Source organism: Angustibacter sp. Root456 (assembly GCF_001426435.1).
Taxonomy (GTDB): Bacteria; Actinomycetota; Actinomycetes; order Actinomycetales; family Angustibacteraceae; genus Angustibacter.
Window position 1 is genome coordinate 190338 of the sequence record NZ_LMER01000019.1, and the last position, 14562, is coordinate 204899.

14 protein-coding genes are annotated in these 14562 nt (G+C 74.7%); 6 read left to right on the top strand and 8 right to left on the bottom strand.

The genetic code is table 11. From position 1 onward, the window contains the following. Positions 1 to 132: 132 nt before the first annotated feature. Positions 133 to 1383, bottom strand: coding sequence for a geranylgeranyl reductase family protein (locus ASD06_RS14290; RefSeq protein ID WP_056679048.1), 1251 nt, complete (start codon positions 1381 to 1383; stop codon positions 133 to 135). Positions 1384 to 1749: 366 nt separating this feature from the next. Between ASD06_RS14290 and ASD06_RS14295 the strand changes: the two genes are divergently transcribed. Beyond that, entirely contained in the window at positions 1750 to 5868 is a 4119-nt protein-coding gene (locus ASD06_RS14295; protein WP_082538059.1) for an AAA domain-containing protein, read from the top strand. Next, the gene (locus ASD06_RS18960; RefSeq protein WP_157371726.1) at positions 5865 to 6032 is read left to right on the top strand and encodes a hypothetical protein; all 168 of its coding nucleotides are present in this window, start codon (positions 5865 to 5867) and stop codon (positions 6030 to 6032) included. The genes ASD06_RS14295 and ASD06_RS18960 overlap by 4 nt, the downstream gene beginning before the upstream one ends. A gap of 64 nt (positions 6033 to 6096) precedes the next feature. Here ASD06_RS18960 and mscL read toward each other — a convergent pair whose 3' ends face one another. The 5 genes from mscL to ASD06_RS14320 form a co-directional block, all read right to left on the bottom strand. Next, complete coding sequence (gene mscL, locus ASD06_RS14300; protein ID WP_056679051.1) at positions 6097 to 6540, bottom strand: large conductance mechanosensitive channel protein MscL; 444 nt, start codon at positions 6538 to 6540, stop codon at positions 6097 to 6099. A 93-nt stretch (positions 6541 to 6633) separates the two neighbouring features. Next, positions 6634 to 7314 (bottom strand): Flp pilus assembly protein CpaB, encoded by a 681-nt coding sequence (cpaB, locus tag ASD06_RS14305; protein WP_056679054.1) that lies wholly within the window; start codon positions 7312 to 7314, stop codon positions 6634 to 6636. Continuing rightward, on the bottom strand, positions 7311 to 8132 hold the full coding sequence (locus ASD06_RS14310; protein WP_056679057.1) for an S-methyl-5'-thioadenosine phosphorylase: 822 nt from the start codon (positions 8130 to 8132) through the stop codon (positions 7311 to 7313). Before ASD06_RS14310 ends, cpaB begins: the two co-directional genes overlap by 4 nt. 66 nt (positions 8133 to 8198) lie before the next feature. Then, positions 8199 to 8540, bottom strand: a complete 342-nt coding sequence (locus tag ASD06_RS14315) for an FmdB family zinc ribbon protein (RefSeq protein WP_056679060.1) — start codon at positions 8538 to 8540, stop codon at positions 8199 to 8201. Positions 8541 to 8641: 101 nt separating this feature from the next. Further along, positions 8642 to 9685 carry a S66 peptidase family protein gene (locus ASD06_RS14320; protein WP_056679063.1) on the bottom strand — a complete coding sequence of 348 codons (1044 nt, stop codon included), beginning with the start codon at positions 9683 to 9685 and terminating at the stop codon, positions 8642 to 8644. A 79-nt stretch (positions 9686 to 9764) separates the two neighbouring features. On the opposite strand from ASD06_RS14320, the gene ASD06_RS14325 reads away from it, so the two are divergent. Next, complete coding sequence (locus tag ASD06_RS14325; protein WP_056679066.1) at positions 9765 to 10136, top strand: tetratricopeptide repeat protein; 372 nt, start codon at positions 9765 to 9767, stop codon at positions 10134 to 10136. Between the two features lie 76 nt (positions 10137 to 10212). Further along, a complete protein-coding gene (locus ASD06_RS14330) occupies positions 10213 to 11865 on the top strand; it encodes an FAD-binding dehydrogenase (RefSeq protein ID WP_056679069.1) in 1653 nt (550 codons plus the stop codon). Positions 11866 to 11895: 30 nt separating this feature from the next. On the opposite strand, the gene ASD06_RS14335 is transcribed toward ASD06_RS14330, so the two are convergent. Both ASD06_RS14335 and ASD06_RS14340 read right to left on the bottom strand, forming a co-directional pair. Next, positions 11896 to 12648, bottom strand: coding sequence for a DUF4386 domain-containing protein (locus tag ASD06_RS14335; RefSeq protein WP_056679072.1), 753 nt, complete (start codon positions 12646 to 12648; stop codon positions 11896 to 11898). 35 nt (positions 12649 to 12683) lie between these two features. Next, positions 12684 to 13175 carry a DUF6326 family protein gene (locus ASD06_RS14340; protein WP_056679075.1) on the bottom strand — a complete coding sequence of 164 codons (492 nt, stop codon included), beginning with the start codon at positions 13173 to 13175 and terminating at the stop codon, positions 12684 to 12686. Positions 13176 to 13379: 204 nt separating this feature from the next. On the opposite strand from ASD06_RS14340, the gene ASD06_RS14345 reads away from it, so the two are divergent. Then, entirely contained in the window at positions 13380 to 13790 is a 411-nt protein-coding gene (locus ASD06_RS14345; RefSeq protein WP_056679078.1) for a molybdopterin-binding protein, read from the top strand. Next, entirely contained in the window at positions 13787 to 14560 is a 774-nt protein-coding gene (gene modA, locus ASD06_RS14350) for a molybdate ABC transporter substrate-binding protein (protein ID WP_056679080.1), read from the top strand. Before ASD06_RS14345 ends, modA begins: the two co-directional genes overlap by 4 nt. The last annotated feature ends 2 nt before the right edge of the window (positions 14561 to 14562 follow it).

Below are 14562 nucleotides of genomic sequence, written 5' to 3' on the forward strand. Positions count from 1 at the left end.
GCCGCGGTCTCGATGGCGGAGGCAGGAGTGCCTGCGCCGCTCAGGCCGCGGCCGAAGGGCGCAAAGCGGGTTGGGTGGCGGAAACCGGCCTGGGTGGCGGAAAGGGGGTGGGGGCGGGGGGTGGCGGAAGGGTCAGGACCGCAGGTCGGGGGCGGTGAACGGCGGCCGGACGTCGAAGCGCGACGACAGCCGTCCCGCAGCGCGCCAGAGCCGGGCCACGGCGTCGTCGTCCTCGGCCGTGACCAGGTTGCCCATGAGTCGCAGCGCCAGCGTCATGAGCGCCCGCGAGCGCATGCCGACGGGTCCGGCGGCGGGCAGCAGCCCGGGCACCGTGAGCAGCCCGGCGAGGCGGCGGGCGATCGAGAACGCCTCGCCGTAGTGGTGTCGCAGCGTCGCGGGCCACGCGTGGTGCAGGTCGTCGCCGGCGGCGAGCAGCTCGGCCAGCAGCCGGCCGGTCTCGAGCCCGTAGTCGATGCCCTCGCCGTTGAGCGGGTTCACGCACCCCGCGGCGTCACCGACGAAGCCCCAGTTGGCGCCCGCGACCCCTGACACCGCGCCGCCCATCGGGAGCAGCGCGGACGCCGCGGCCCGCACGTCGCCGTCGAGCTGCCAGTCGTCGCGCCGCTGGCGGGTGTACACGTCGAGCAGCGAGCGCAGCTGGACGTCGGCCGGCCGCCGCCCCGTGGCCAGCGTGCCGACGCCGATGTTGACCTCGCCGGCGCCGAGCGGGAAGACCCAGCCGTAGCCCGACAGCAGCTCGTGGTCGGCTCCACGCAGCTCCAGGTGCGAGCTGATCCACGGGTCGTCGGCGCGGCCCGACTTGGCGTACGCGCGGATCGCGACGCCGTACGCGGTGTCGCGGTGCCATTCCCGCCCGAGCACCCGCCCGAGCTGCGAGCGCGCGCCGTCGGCCACCACGAGCCGCTGGCACCGCACCGTGGACGTCGCGCCCGCGTGCCGGAACACCACGCCCGCCACGCGGTCGCCGTCCCACTCGACGTCGACGGCGCGGGCGTCGTCGAGCGGCTGGGCCCCGCTGTCGAGGGCTACCTGCCGGATCGTGGCGTCGAGCTCGGTGCGCGGGACGGCGCTGCCCTGCGCGGGCAGGCTGCCGCCGGGCCAGGGCAGGTAGAGCTCCTGGTCGAAGCCGGCGGCGCGCAGACCCCAGTTGACCGCGCGGCCGCGCAGCCAGTCGCTCAGGCCGAGCCGCCGCAGCTCGGCGATGGCCCGCGGGGTGAGCCCGTCGCCGCACGCCTTGTCGCGGGGGAAGCGAGCCTTGTCGGCGAGCACGACGTCGAGCCCCTGGCGCGCCGCCCAGGCCGCAGCCGACGACCCGGCGGGCCCGGCGCCGATGACGAGGACGTCGGTCTGCTGGCTGGTCACCCGACGATTGTCCCCGGTGGTGGGGGGTGCTCGCGCACCGAGGGTGGTTCACGGCGCGCTCGGCGCCGACGCTGGCGGCGGGGCCCGCGGCTGGCGACGGAATCCGCAATCGGCGCGCGCGCGTTCGGGTGGATTTCGTGCTGTTGCGCCGGTCACACCGGGTAGTTCGACGGATCTGCTTGACGGTACAACGGTCCGCGGCCCATGCTGTTCTCGACGGTGTGCACCGCTTGCCCCCCCTGCGCGGTGCACACCGTCATCCATGCCCGGACATCCGTGCTCGGAGCCGGCACTTCGGATCCGAAGTGCACGGGGGACCGGGCATGGCAGCCCGGAGCCGGCGTCGCGGGCGGTTAGCGTAGGAGGGTGAGCGCAGCGCAGTTCGACGGTGACCCGCCAGGGGACGACGCCCCCGCCGCGCCCACTCGCGCCGAGCGCGTCCGCACCGCAGTCGACGCCTGGCGTCGCGAGCTGGTCGACCTCGGCGGCCGCAACACGCTGCTGTTCTACCGCGACCTCGCCGTCGGCACGCTCGACCTCACCCACGCCCACCCGAGCGGCCTGGCCATGCTGCTCGCCGGGCGCCCCACCCGCCTGTCGACGCTCGTGCGCGAAGCAGGCACGCTCGCCGACGCGCGCCGGCGAGCCCGCGCCATCCGGGCCAAGACCCTCGAGCTGGCCGAGGAGCGCGGCATCCAGGCCGGCTGGCTCGCCGTCGGCATGGCCACCTGGCACGCTCCCGACGCCGCCCGGCCGCCGGCCGCGCCCGTGCTGCTGCGCGCGTGCACGCTGCGCCCCCGCGGCGCCGCCGGGGAGGACTTCGACATCGACCTCGGCCCAGCCGCCGAGCTCAACCCCGTGCTGGTGCACTACCTCGAGAACGAGCACGGCGTCCGGCTCGACGCCGACGTCATCGCCGACCTCGCGCTGAGCGACGACGGCTTCGACCCGCGACCCGTGCTCGAGCGGGTGGCCGAGACCTGCCGCGACGTGCCGGGCTTCTCGGTCGAGCACCGGCTGGTCATCGGCACGTTCTCGTACGCGCGGCTGCCGATGGTGACCGACCTGGAGGCCCAGCGCGACACCCTCGCTGAGCACGACGTCGTCGCCGCGCTCGCCGGTGACCCTGAGGCGATCACGGCCGTCGCCGGCGTCACCGGGCCACCTGCGGCCGGCGACGCCGACCCCGCGGCCGAGCACCTCGTGCTCGACGCCGACGCGTCCCAGCAGGCCGTCGTCGACGCCGTGCTCGCCGGCTCGCACCTGGTGGTCAAGGGGCCACCCGGCACCGGCAAGTCGCAGACCATCGCCAACCTCATCGCCAGCCTGGCGGCGTCCGGGCGGCGCACGCTGTTCGTCGCCGAGAAGCGGGCCGCGATCGACGCCGTGCTCTCGCGGCTGGCGGCCGTGGGTCTCGACGACCTCGTCCTCGACCTGCACGACGGCGCGAGCAACCGCCGCCGGGTCGCGCGCGACATCGCCCTCACCCTCGAGCGCGCCGGACGCGTAGCCCGGCCGGACGTCGAGACCACCATGTCGACGCTGGTCGAGCGGCGTGGTCGGCTGACCGGGCACCTCGCGGCCCTGCACGAGCGCCGTGAGCCGTGGGGGGTGTCGGCCTTCGCGGCCCAGCAGGCGCTCGCGGCGCTCACCGAACGGCGCCCGGCCCCTCGCTCGCGCATCCGCGTGCGCGGCGCGGCACTCGAGTCGCTCGACCGCGTCCAGCTAGACGTCCTGCGCGAGGAGCTGCGCGAGGCCGCCAGCCTCGGCGCCTTCCGTGCCGGCCCCGACGACGACCCGTGGTTCGGCGCGCACCTCGCCACCTCCGAGGAGGCGCAGGAGGCGCTGGAGAAGGTCACGACCGTGAGCCAGCAGGCGCTGCCGCACGCCCGGTACGCGATGTCGACGCTGCTCGAGGCCGCGGGCATGCCCGGCGGGCGCACCCTGTCCGACTACGGTCGGGCGCTCTCGCTCATCGGCTCGGTGCGCGCCACGCTCGACGTCTTCACGCCCCAGGTCTTCGACACCTCGCTGGCCGACGCCGTGGCCGCCACCGCCACGTCGCAGTGGCGCGCCGAGCGCGGGATCGACCTGGGCTGGATGCAGCGCCGCCGCCTGGCGCGGCAGGCCCGCAAGCTGCTGCGGCCCGGCAAGCCACCCCAGGACCTGCACGCCGCGCTGGCGCTCGCGCACCGCCAGCGCGAGGAGTGGCAGGCCCTCGCCGGGCCCGGTGCCCGTCCCCAGCTGCCGCCGGGTCTGGACGCCGCGGAGGTCGCCTACCTCGATGTCGCCGAGCCGGTGGAGTGGCTGTCCGAGCGGCTCGCCGACACCGCGGCCGGCGGCGACCTGGCGGGCGTCGAGCTCGACGTCCTCGCGGCCCGGCTGGAGCTCATGACCGAGCGGACGGCCTCGCTGCCGGTGATCCCGCGCACGGTGCGGCTGCGCGAGCGGCTGCGCGACGCCGGCCTCGAGCCGCTGCTCGCCGACCTCGCCGCCCGCGACGTGGCCGCGGCCGACGTCGGGTCCGAGCTCGACCTGGTGTGGTGGACCTCCCTGCTGGAGCACATCGCCGTCACCGACCCGCGCTACGGCGCCCACGACGGCGAGCTGCTGCGCGAGGTGGGCGCCGAGTTCGCCGCCGCCGACCGCGACCACGTCACCAGCGGCGCGCAGCGGGTGCGCCGGGCGACGGCCGAGCGGCTCGTCGCCGCGCTCGACCGGCATCCCGAGCAGGCCGCCCTGCTGCGCAGCGAGGCCGCCAAGCAGCGCCGCCACCGGCCGCTGCGCGACCTCGTCGACGGCTGCCCGGACGTCCTCGGCGCGGCCAAGCCGTGCTGGGCGCTGAGCCCGCTGGTGGTCTCCCAGGTGCTGCCGCCGGGGGAGCGGTTCGATGTCGTGGTCTTCGACGAGGCGTCCCAGGTGCCGCCCGCGCAGGCCGTGCCGGCGCTCAGCAGGGGGCGGCAGGTGGTGGTGGCCGGCGACGAGCGCCAGCTGCCGCCCACCTCCTTCTTCACCAGCGCGGTGCCGGACGACGGGCCGTCCGACGCCCAGTCCGACGCGCAGTCCGAGCCCTTCACCGACGGCTTCGAGTCGGTGCTCGACGCGCTGTCGGCGACCCTGCCCGTCGCTCAGCTGCGCTGGCACTACCGCTCCCGTGACGAGCGGCTGGTGGCCTTCGCCAACCGGCACGTCTACGACGACGGGCTCGTGACCTTCCCGGGCAGCGGCGACGGGCCGGTGCTCACGCTCGAGGAGGTCGACGGCCGAGGCGTGCTCGCCCCCGACTCCGAGGCCGTCGACAGCACCCAGGCCGAGGTCGACCGCGTCGTCGAGCTGGTGCTCGAGCACGCGCGCACGCGACCGGACGAGTCGCTCGGCGTCATCGCGCTCGGCCTGCGGCACGCTCACCGCGTCGACGACGCGCTGCGGCTGGCGCTCGCCGCCGAGCCCGCCCTGGCCGACTTCTTCGCCGACGACCGACCGGAACGGTTCTTCGTCAAGAACCTCGAGCGCGTGCAGGGCGACGAGCGCGACGCGATCATCCTCACCATCGGCTACGGGCGCACACCGCACGGCCGCGTGCTGCACCGCTTCGGCCCGCTCAACCAGGCCGGTGGCGAGCGCCGGCTCAACGTGGCCGTCACGCGCGCGCGGTCGCGGATGAGCGTGGTGTCGTCGTTCGGCGCGGCCGACCTCGACCCCGCCCGGCTGACGGCGGAAGGCGCCCGGCTGCTGCGCGCCTACCTGGCCTACGCGGCCTCGGGCGGCCAGGTGCTCGATGAGGCACCCACCGAGCGCACCCACGACGCCGGGCGCGTCGAGGTCGCGGACGACGCCCTGCTCGCCGACCTCGCGGCTCGCCTGCGCGCGCAGGACCTGCGCGTCGAGCCCGCGTACGGCGCGTCGTGGGCCACCATCGACCTGGCCGTCGGGCCGGCCGACGGGCCACTGGTCGTCGCCGTCGAGGCCGACGGTCCGGCGTACGCGAGGGTCGCGAACTCCCGCGAACGCGACCGCCTGCGCCCCGAGCAGCTCGAGCGACTGGGGTGGCGCCACCTTCGGGTGTGGTCGACCGACGTCTTCCGCGACCCCGCCCGCGAGGTCGCGCGCATCCGGGCCGCCGTGGAGCGGGCCGTGGCCGACCGGCGCACCGGGCGGGCCGCCGTCGATCTCGCCGCCCCGCAGGTGCGGTGGGACCTCGACAGCCACGACGCGCAGCTGGTGGGAGCGTTGGGGTCGGCGTCCGTGGGCGGCTCCGGGCGGGCGGGGGCGCGTCCGCGCGTTCCCGCCGGCCGCCCGATCGACGAGTACAGCGAGGCCGAGCTCGACGCGGTCGTGGCGTGGATCTGCTCCGACACCCTGCTGCGCACGCACGACGACGTGGCGGCCCTCACCCGCCAGCACCTCGGCCTCGCCCGACGCGGCAGCCGGATCGACGCCGCCATCGACGCCGCCATCGAGCGAGTGCAGGGAGCGGGAGCATGAGCGAGCGCCCGGCCGAGCAGCCGACCGGTGCCGAGCCCGGCGAGGGGCTCGAGCAGACGAAGGACGACACCGACGTCGGCTGGGGCGAGACGCCCGACGCCGAGGCCGCCCGCGACGAGCACGAGCGCTGGCTGCTGGAGCAGCGACCGCCCCACTGGGACTGACACCGCTGGGACTGACCCCGCTGGGACTGACGCCGCTGGGACGGACGCCGCTCCAGCCGCCGCGTCACAGGGTGCTGGGCGGGGTGCCGGTGCTGCTCGGCGGGGTGGCGCCGCCCTGGCGGGCCAGCAGGTCACGGATCTCGGTGAGCAGCAGGACGTCCTCGGCCGGGGCCTCGGGCTCGGGCTCGACGCCGGCCTTGCGGCGTGCTGCCAGCCTGTTCATCGGGACGACGAAGACGAAGTAGACGACGGCAGCCGTGATCAGGAAGACGATGATCGCGTTGATGAGCAACGAGACGTCGATGAACGTCGACTTCTCGAGCTTGCCGCCGCGAAGGGAGAAGCCCCAGCCCTGGCTCGTCGCCCCGGGGAAGGCCGCGATGATCGGCTGGATCACTGCCTTGCCGAAGGCCGCGATCACGGCCGCGAAGGCCGTGCCGATGACGACCGCGATCGCCAGGTCGACGACGTTGCCGCGGGTGATGAAGTCCTTGAAGCCCTTGAGCATGGCTGCGTCCGATCTGCTGGAGAGCTGAGCCGTACGGCCCCGACGCGCCGAACGTACCGCGCTCGAGCGCTCTCGGGCAGGAAGCGACGCAAGCTAGCGGAGCACCACCGACAGCGGTCCGGCCGCGGCCGACTGGGCCAGCGCCGCCGCCGTCGAGTCGTCGACCGCCAGCAGCACCAGGCCGCCGGACGACGCGTCGTCGGTGGCGAGCAGGTGGCCGGCGCCCGCTGCGTCGGGACGCGCCAGGACGGTGGCACCCCGGGCCACGGTGCGGGCCGACCTGGCTCCCTCGATCGCCACCAGGACGTCGACTCGGCTCCCAGGGTGCAGCAGGGCGGCCGCGGCGGCATCGGCCACGCGCACCGGCGCGGCCACGGCGCCGGGCGGCTGGCCGACCAGCAGACCACCACCGACCAGGCGGCTGGCGGCCAGCACCTCCCGGGCAGCGAGGGGAGCGGACACGACCCGGCCGACGACGTCATCGACTCGGGTCATCGCGGTCGCGGGCAGGTCGGCGCGGGGCCTCGGGGCGAGGCGGAGGTCGGCGCGTTGCAGCGCGGCTCCGGCCGGAACCTCCCGCGCGGCGACGACGACCGTGCGGCCGGGTTCGGGCTCGGGGGCCAGCACCTGCAACGCGCTCGCCGTCGCCGCGGCGGCCGCTCCGGCCGCCAGCCACCGGCGCAGCGCGGGCCGCCGCCGCGGCAGCGGTACCCATCCCCGCTCAGGATGCTGGCCGGTCAGTCGCTCACGCAGGCGTCGCAGGGTTCTCGTCACGGCAGCTCGAACGGCAGCCGCTGGCCGTCGAGCGCGTGCTGGCAGGCGCAGGTGTCGTCGTCCGGCAGCTGCCCGACGACCCCGGCGATCAACCCCTTGAGCCGCTCGACGTTGCGGCCGAACACCTCGAGCACCTCGTGGTGGGTCACGCCCTCACCCTCCTCGACGCCCGCGTCGAGGTCGGTCACGAGCGCCACCGAGGTGAAGCACATCGCCAGCTCGCGGGCGATCGACGCCTCGGGCATGCCGGTCATGCCCACGACCGTGCCCCCGGTGGCGGCGTGCCACTGCGACTCGGCGCGGCTGGAGAAGCGCGGGCCGTTGATCACCACCAGGGTGCCGCCGTCGACCACCTCCTCGCCCTCGCGCGCCGCGGTCGACAGCACGGCGGACCGGCCACGCGGGCAGTACGGGTCGGCCATCGAGACGTGCACCACCGGGCCCTCGCCGTCGTACACGGTGTGGGCTCGACCCCACGTGCGGTCGAGCACCTGATCAGGCAGCACGACCGTGCCCGGCCCGTAGTCGGCGCGCAACGACCCCACCGCGCACGGCGCGAGCACCTGCCGCACCCCCACCGCCCGCAGCGCCCACAGGTTGGCCCGGTAGTTCACGCGGTGCGGCTGGTAGCGGTGGTCGCGCCCGTGCCGGGGCACGAACGCCACCGGCCGGCCGCGCACCTCACCCACCGTGAGGGCGTCGCTCGGCGCACCGAACGGGGTGTCGACCCGCACCTCGCGGGCGTCGTCGAGGAAGGAGTAGAAGCCTGAACCGCCGATGACCCCGACGGGCGCGGTGCCGGACGCGTGATCGCTCATGCACCCAGCCTAGGGCGACGGCGACCCGCGACCCGGCGGCTCAGCGGCCGCCTGTGGACAACCGGCTCAGGCGGCCGACGTCGAGCCCGACGACCCGCTCGAGGAGCTGGCCGACGAGCCGCTGGAGGAGCTCGACGACCCGGACGACGAGCCGGACGACGAGCTCGCCGAGTCGCTCTTGGCCTTGCCGTCGCCCGACCCGCCCGCGGGCAGCGACGACGAGGTGGACGACGAGCGCGAGTCGGTGCGGTAGAAGCCCGACCCCTTGAAGACGACGCCGACCGAGCCGAACACCTTGCGCAGCCGGCCACCGCACTGCGGGCACACCGTGAGGGCGTCGTCGCTGAAGGCCTGCACGACCTCGAAAGCGTGGTCGCACTGGGTGCAGGCGTAGTCGTACGTCGGCATGAAGGCCCTCCGCAGGTCCGGGACCGGCTTGGCACTCCGGTCGTCCGAGTGCCAAGTGTACGACCCCGTCAAGTGCTGCGTCGACGCGACGGGCGCCGCCGTCAGGCGTAGTCCGCGAACAGTCGTCGCTCGGCGCCGTCGACCGTGACGAACCCGCCGTACGGCAGGATCCACTGCGGCCGGGTGTGGCCGAACGGCGGCCCCGCGACGACCACGGCGTCGCCGTTGTACGCGTTCACGATCTCCACCGCGGTGTCACGCTGCTCGGCGCGCCGGGCCCGCCGCTCGTCGTCCGACGGTCTCGTCGTGAAGTCGGACGTCGGGGGCCGCGCGACGACGACGGCGTCGACCGCCGACAGCAGGCCGCGCTCGCCGAGCGAACGCAGGATCCAGCCGAACTCGCGGGCGGGGATGAGCTCCTCCGACGTCTCGAGCAGCAGCACGCCGCCGTCGAGCACCGAGGGGTCGGTCGGGAACCGCCCCGCCGTGAGCAGCCACTGCAGCACCTCGATGCAGCCGCCCCAGGTGCGTCCGGTGACCGACCGCTCGGGACCGGCCCAGGCCCAGGGCTCGGTGGGCCCGCGCTCGCCGAACTCGCTCAGCGCTCGCGGGTCGTTCCAGTCGAGCCCGATGTCCTCGGACTCGCCCGGCTCGGTGACCTCCAGGCGCTCACCCGTCAGCAGGGCCGCGCGCAGCGACTGCTCGTGCACCGGATCGACGTGCGGGCCGGGGCCGAGCTGCACCTGGGTCGAGCCGCCGTAGAAGCCGGCCACGCCCTGGGTCCACAGCCAGCTCAGCAGGTTGGTGTTGTCGCTGTAGCCCAGGAAGGGCTTGGGGTCGTGGGCGACCAGCGAGGCATCGAGGTGCGGGACGACGGTGATCTGGTCGTCCCCACCGATGGTCGCGACGACCGCGCGGATGTCGGGGTCGCCGAACGCCGCGTTCAGGTCGTCGGCCCGATCGCGGGCCGTGGCCCCGAGCCGGCGGGTCGTCGGGTACTCGACCGGCACGAGGCCGGTGATCTCCTGCAGCCGCTCGAGCGCCTGCTCGTGCACCGCCGGAGCCACGGCCGGAGCAGCGAACGACGGCGACAGCACCGCCACCTTGTCGCCGGGGCTGGCCTTGCGAGGTGACACCAGTTCCATGGGTCGACCTTAGGCATCGCGGGCGTCCCGTGCTCGCGGCGTTTCGGAATGGCCGGACCCGTCCCGCTGTTGAGTCGCCGTGACCACGCAGCAGCCCACGGGCTACGAGCTCTTCCGCCTCGCCGAGCAGTACCTCGCCGACGGCCACCCGCGCCACGCCATCTCGACGCTGGAGCGCCTGGACGCCGTCGACCTCGCCGCGCCTGCTGCCCAGCGCCTGCTCGCCCTCGCCTACTACCGGTTCGCCGCCCTCGAGCGCGCCCGCGAGGTGGCCGAGCGGCTGGTGGCCGCCGACCCGTCGGACGCCGAGAGCGCCCACCTGCTCGGACGCACGCTCACCCGGCTCGGCCGACACGACGAGGCGCGCCGCTGGCTGCGGCTGGCCGCCGCGCTCGACCCGCGCGAGGAGCACGTCGCCCGCGCCGACGACGCCGTCCGGCTTTCCGCCTGACCTCTCCGCCTGACCTCGCCGCCCCCTCCTGCCCTCACTCCCGCCTAGGGTGCGGTCGCTCTGGCAGAGTGCGGCCATGGACGCTGACGTCGTCGTCGTCGGAGCCGGCCTCGCCGGCCTGGTCGCCACCGCCGAGCTGGTGGATGCCGGACGCCGCGTGGTGCTGGTCGACCAGGAGTCCGAGGCCAACCTCGGCGGCCAGGCGTTCTGGTCGTTCGGCGGCCTGTTCCTCGTCGACAGCCCCGAGCAGCGCCGGATGGGCGTCAAGGACTCCTTCGACCTCGCCTGGCAGGACTGGCTCGGCACCGCCGGCTTCGACCGCGAGCGCGAGGACCACTGGCCCCGCCGCTGGGCCCGCGCGTACGTCGAGTGGGCCGCGGGCGAGAAGCGCACCTGGCTGCGCGAGCAGGGGGTGCGGTTCTTCCCGGTGGTCGGCTGGGCCGAGCGCGGGGGCTACCTGGCCGACGGCCCGGGCAACTCAGTCCCGCGCTTCCACATCACCTGGGGCACGGGGCCGGGCGTCGTCGCGCCGTTCGAGCGGCGCGTCCGCGACGGCGTCGCCCGCGGGCTCGTGCGCCTCGCCCCGCGCCACCGCGTCGACGAGCTGGTGGTGACCGACGGCGCCGTGACGGGCGTCCGGGGGGCCGTGCTCGAGCCGAACGACCTGGCTCGGGGCGTGGCGTCGTCGCGCGTGGAGGTGGGGGCGTTCGAGCTGTCGGCGCAGGCCGTCGTGGTGACCAGCGGCGGCATCGGCGGCAACCACGACCTCGTGCGCGCGAGCTGGCCCGAGCGGCTCGGCGCCCCGCCGCGCGAGCTGCTCACCGGCGTCCCGGCGCACGTCGACGGCCGGATGATCGCCATCACCGAGGCCTCGGGCGCCTCGGTGGTCAACCGCGACCGCATGTGGCACTACACCGAGGGCATCGAGAACTACGACCCGATCTGGCCGGGGCACGGCATCCGCATCCTGCCGGGGCCGTCGTCGCTGTGGGTCGACGCGCTCGGCCGGCGGCTGCCCGCGCCGTACTTCCCCGGCTTCGACACCCTCGGCACGCTCGAGCACATCCTGCGCACCGGCCACGACCACACGTGGTTCGTGCTGACGCAGAAGATCATCGAGAAGGAGTTCGCGCTGTCGGGGTCGGAGCAGAACCCCGACCTCACCGGCAAAGACGTCCGGCAGGTGCTGTCGCGCGTGAAGCCGGGGGCGCCGGCGCCGGTCGAGGCCTTCAAGCGGCGGGGCGTCGACTTCGTCGTCCGCGAGACCCTGCGCGAGCTCGTCGACGGCATGAACGCGCTGGTGGGCGAGGCCTTGATCGACCACGACGAGCTGGAGGCCCAGGTCACGGCGCGCGACCGCGAGATCGAGAACCCCTTCGGCAAGGACGCCCAGGTCACCGCGATCCACGGCGCCCGGCGCTACCGCGGTGACAAGCTGATCCGGACGGCGACGCCGCACCGGCTGCTCGACCCCTCGACCGGCCCGCTCATCGCCGTCCGGCTGCGGGTGCTGACCCGCAAGACCCTCGGCGGCCTCGAGACCGACCTGCAGGGACGCGTGCTGCGTCCGGACGGCGAGCCGCTCCCGGGTCTGTACGCGGCCGGCGAGGTGGCCGGCTTCGGCGGCGGGGGCATGCACGGGTACCGCTCGCTCGAGGGCACGTTCCTCGGTGGCTGCCTGTTCAGCGGACGTGCGGCCGGTCGCGCCGCGGCGGCCGCCACGGCCTGAGGCTGAGCCAGGGGCCGGGACGCGATCTCGTCAGGATGCGGACGGCGCCTGCGGGCCCGGCTGGGCGTTGAACCCCTTGGCGATCAACCAGAACGCCAGCACCATCTCCTGCAGCGCGATGGGGGCGTTCAGCGCGGTGCTGGAGGTGGTGAAGCCGAAGTCCTGGGTGAACCCGGCGCTGAGGGTGGCCACGAGCGACAACCCGACCCCGACGAGGCCCCACGCCGACAGCCATCTCGGGACGACGGTCGCGCGGTACATCACGCAGTAGTACAGGGCGGCGCCCAGCAGGAACGGTAGCGAGAGCAGGAAGTTCGCCTCCCAGTCCCGGACCGCGAGCAGCACGCGCACGGATGCCTCGGTGGCGGCGCCGTCGGTCGGGCCGGGGCTCGTCGACCCCTGCGCCAGAGAAAGCAGCGCCAGCAGGGCGAGGGTGCCAACCAACACCAAGACACCTCCGACCGTCCGGGCGGCCGCGGCCCCGAGGGCCAGGGCGCGCCCGTACGGGCGCAGCACCGGGTACAGCGCGATCGCGATGCCGGAGCCGGTCGCCGCAGCGACGAACTCGATCAGTGCGGCGAGCACGACGCGGTTGTCGCTGGCGGCCAGGCGGGCCAGGTCAACAGGGCGGTCCAGAAGTGAACCGAGAGGTGCGACGCTGAGGATGCTGGCGGCCGTGCACACGATGAGCAGGACCCCGACGCTGACCGCCGTCCGCCGGTGCGGCCGCGGGGCACCGTCCTTCTCGTTCACCCGGTGCAGGGTCCTGGTGCGCGTGGTCACGGGCGACCTCCCTGGTTCGTCGACCGGGCCGGGCGTCATGGCTTGCCGCGCACTGCGGGCGCCGCGTGCGCCCGGGCGGTTGATCCCGCGTGGGTGGTGAGAGCGCCGGCGGGGCCAGCCACCTTGGGCCAGGTCCACGCGTAGTAGACGACGGCTGCCAACGCAGCGGCCTCCGCGACGCTGCCGAGGACGTAGTACCCCCACTCGCCGATGGTGCCGCCGACGATCGTGACGGCGTAGAGGACGGCGACGACGACGTTGGTCGTCCGGGCGACCCGCGGTCTCAGCACGAGGCTGAGGAACACCATGAGACTGGGGACGAGGACGTAGACCGTCGCCCCGAGCAGGAAGCCTGGTCCGATGGTGAAGGCGAACATCCGGCCGGCCTCGATGTCGGCCCGTACGTCACCCCGGAACGAGCTGAACAGGTCGACGTAGCCGAAGACGAACAGTACGGACGTCCAGAGCGCGGAGATCTTGATGCGTGCGTTGATCCGGTAGTCCTCGTAAGCGGTCGGGGCGGGCATGGTGGCCTCCCAAAGTGGCCGTAGGGGGGTGCGGCAGCCGCGGCCCGGGGCACCGGGCCTTCCCGCTCGATCCACCCTTCCGGCACTGGCGTCGGCCTGACCAGAGGCGCAAGTCCCCTACGGGCGGGCGCGAGCACCATCTACCGCCGCAGATGCGGCATCGCCCGGCCTTCAGCAAGCGCAGATGCGGCTAGAATCTCCGACATGCCGCTGTATCGGATCCGCGAGGCCGCCGAGCTGCTCGGCGTCAGCGACGACACGCTGCGCCGGTGGGTCGAGGCTGGCCGGGTCAGCGCGGACGCCGACGCCGCCGGCCGCCAAGTCATCGAGGGCACCGACCTGGCCCGCCTCGCCGCCGAGGTCGCGGACGCCGGCCAGCGCCCCACGCCACGCCCGGTGCTGTCGGAGTCGGCCCGCAATCGCTTCGTCGGCCTGGTGACGCGAGTCGTCCGCGACACCGTCATGGCGCAGGTCGAGATCCACAGCGGTCCGCACCGGCTGGTCTCGCTGATGAGCCGCGAGGCCGCCGACGAGCTCGGGCTGGAGCCCGGCGTCCTCGCGATCGCCTCGGTGAAGTCGACGCACGTCGTGGTCGAGAAGCCCGAGCAGCCGTGAGGCGGTGGGCGGCGGCCGTGGCGCTCGCGAGCGTCGTCCTGGGGCTGAGTGGGTGCGGCCAGGCACCAGCCGGCCGCTCGTCGTCCGAGGGGCCGGCCACCGGCACCGTCACGGTGCTCGCCGCCGCCTCGCTCACCGAGGCGTTCACGACGCTCGCTCACGACTTCGAGCGCCAGCACCCCGGCACGAAGGTCGTGCTGAGCTTCGGCCCGAGCTCGGGGCTGGCCCAGCAGGTGGTGCAGGGTGCACCCGCCGACGTCTTCGCCTCCGCCAGTGCGACGACCATGCGGCAGGTGGTCGACGCCGCAGCCGCCAGCACGCCCCACGACTTCGCCCGCAACGTCCTCGAGATCGCGGTGCCGCCCGCGAACCCGGCCGGCGTCTCGGGCCTCTCCGACCTCGCGAACGCCGGTGTCAAGGTCGCGCTCTGCCAGCCGCAGGTGCCCTGCGGGGTGGTGGCGGGCGAGGTGTTGCGCAAGGCCGGCGTCGCCGTGCAGCCGGTGACCCAGGAGGCCGACGTCAAGGCGGTGCTGTCGAAGGTCGCTCTCGGTGAGGTCGACGCCGGGCTCGTGTACGCCACGGACGTCCGCGCTGCCGGCGCGACGGTGCGGGGCGTCGAGATCCCCGAGCGCCTCAACGCCTCGACGACCTACCCGATCGCCGCCCTCGCCGCCGCACCCAACCCGGCGGGGGCCCGCGCCTTCGTCGACCTGGTGCTGTCGGACGCCGGACGCGCCGCGCTCGCCGACGCCGGTTTCCAGGGGCCCTGAGC

Bases quoted from the DNA above. Each gene is read 5' to 3' on its own strand.
- ASD06_RS18960 (WP_157371726.1), top strand. From the start codon at position 5,865: ATGAGCGAGCGCCCGGCCGAGCAGCCGACCGGTGCCGAGCCCGGCGAG.
- ASD06_RS14340 (WP_056679075.1), bottom strand. From the start codon at position 13,175: ATGCCCGCCCCGACCGCTTACGAGGACTACCGGATCAACGCACGCATC.
- ASD06_RS14330 (WP_056679069.1), top strand. From the start codon at position 10,213: ATGGACGCTGACGTCGTCGTCGTCGGAGCCGGCCTCGCCGGCCTGGTC.
- ASD06_RS14310 (WP_056679057.1), bottom strand. From the start codon at position 8,132: ATGAGCGATCACGCGTCCGGCACCGCGCCCGTCGGGGTCATCGGCGGT.
- ASD06_RS14320 (WP_056679063.1), bottom strand. From the start codon at position 9,685: ATGGAACTGGTGTCACCTCGCAAGGCCAGCCCCGGCGACAAGGTGGCG.
- ASD06_RS14315 (WP_056679060.1), bottom strand. From the start codon at position 8,540: ATGCCGACGTACGACTACGCCTGCACCCAGTGCGACCACGCTTTCGAG.
- mscL (WP_056679051.1), bottom strand. From the start codon at position 6,540: ATGCTCAAGGGCTTCAAGGACTTCATCACCCGCGGCAACGTCGTCGAC.
- ASD06_RS14345 (WP_056679078.1), top strand. From the start codon at position 13,380: ATGCCGCTGTATCGGATCCGCGAGGCCGCCGAGCTGCTCGGCGTCAGC.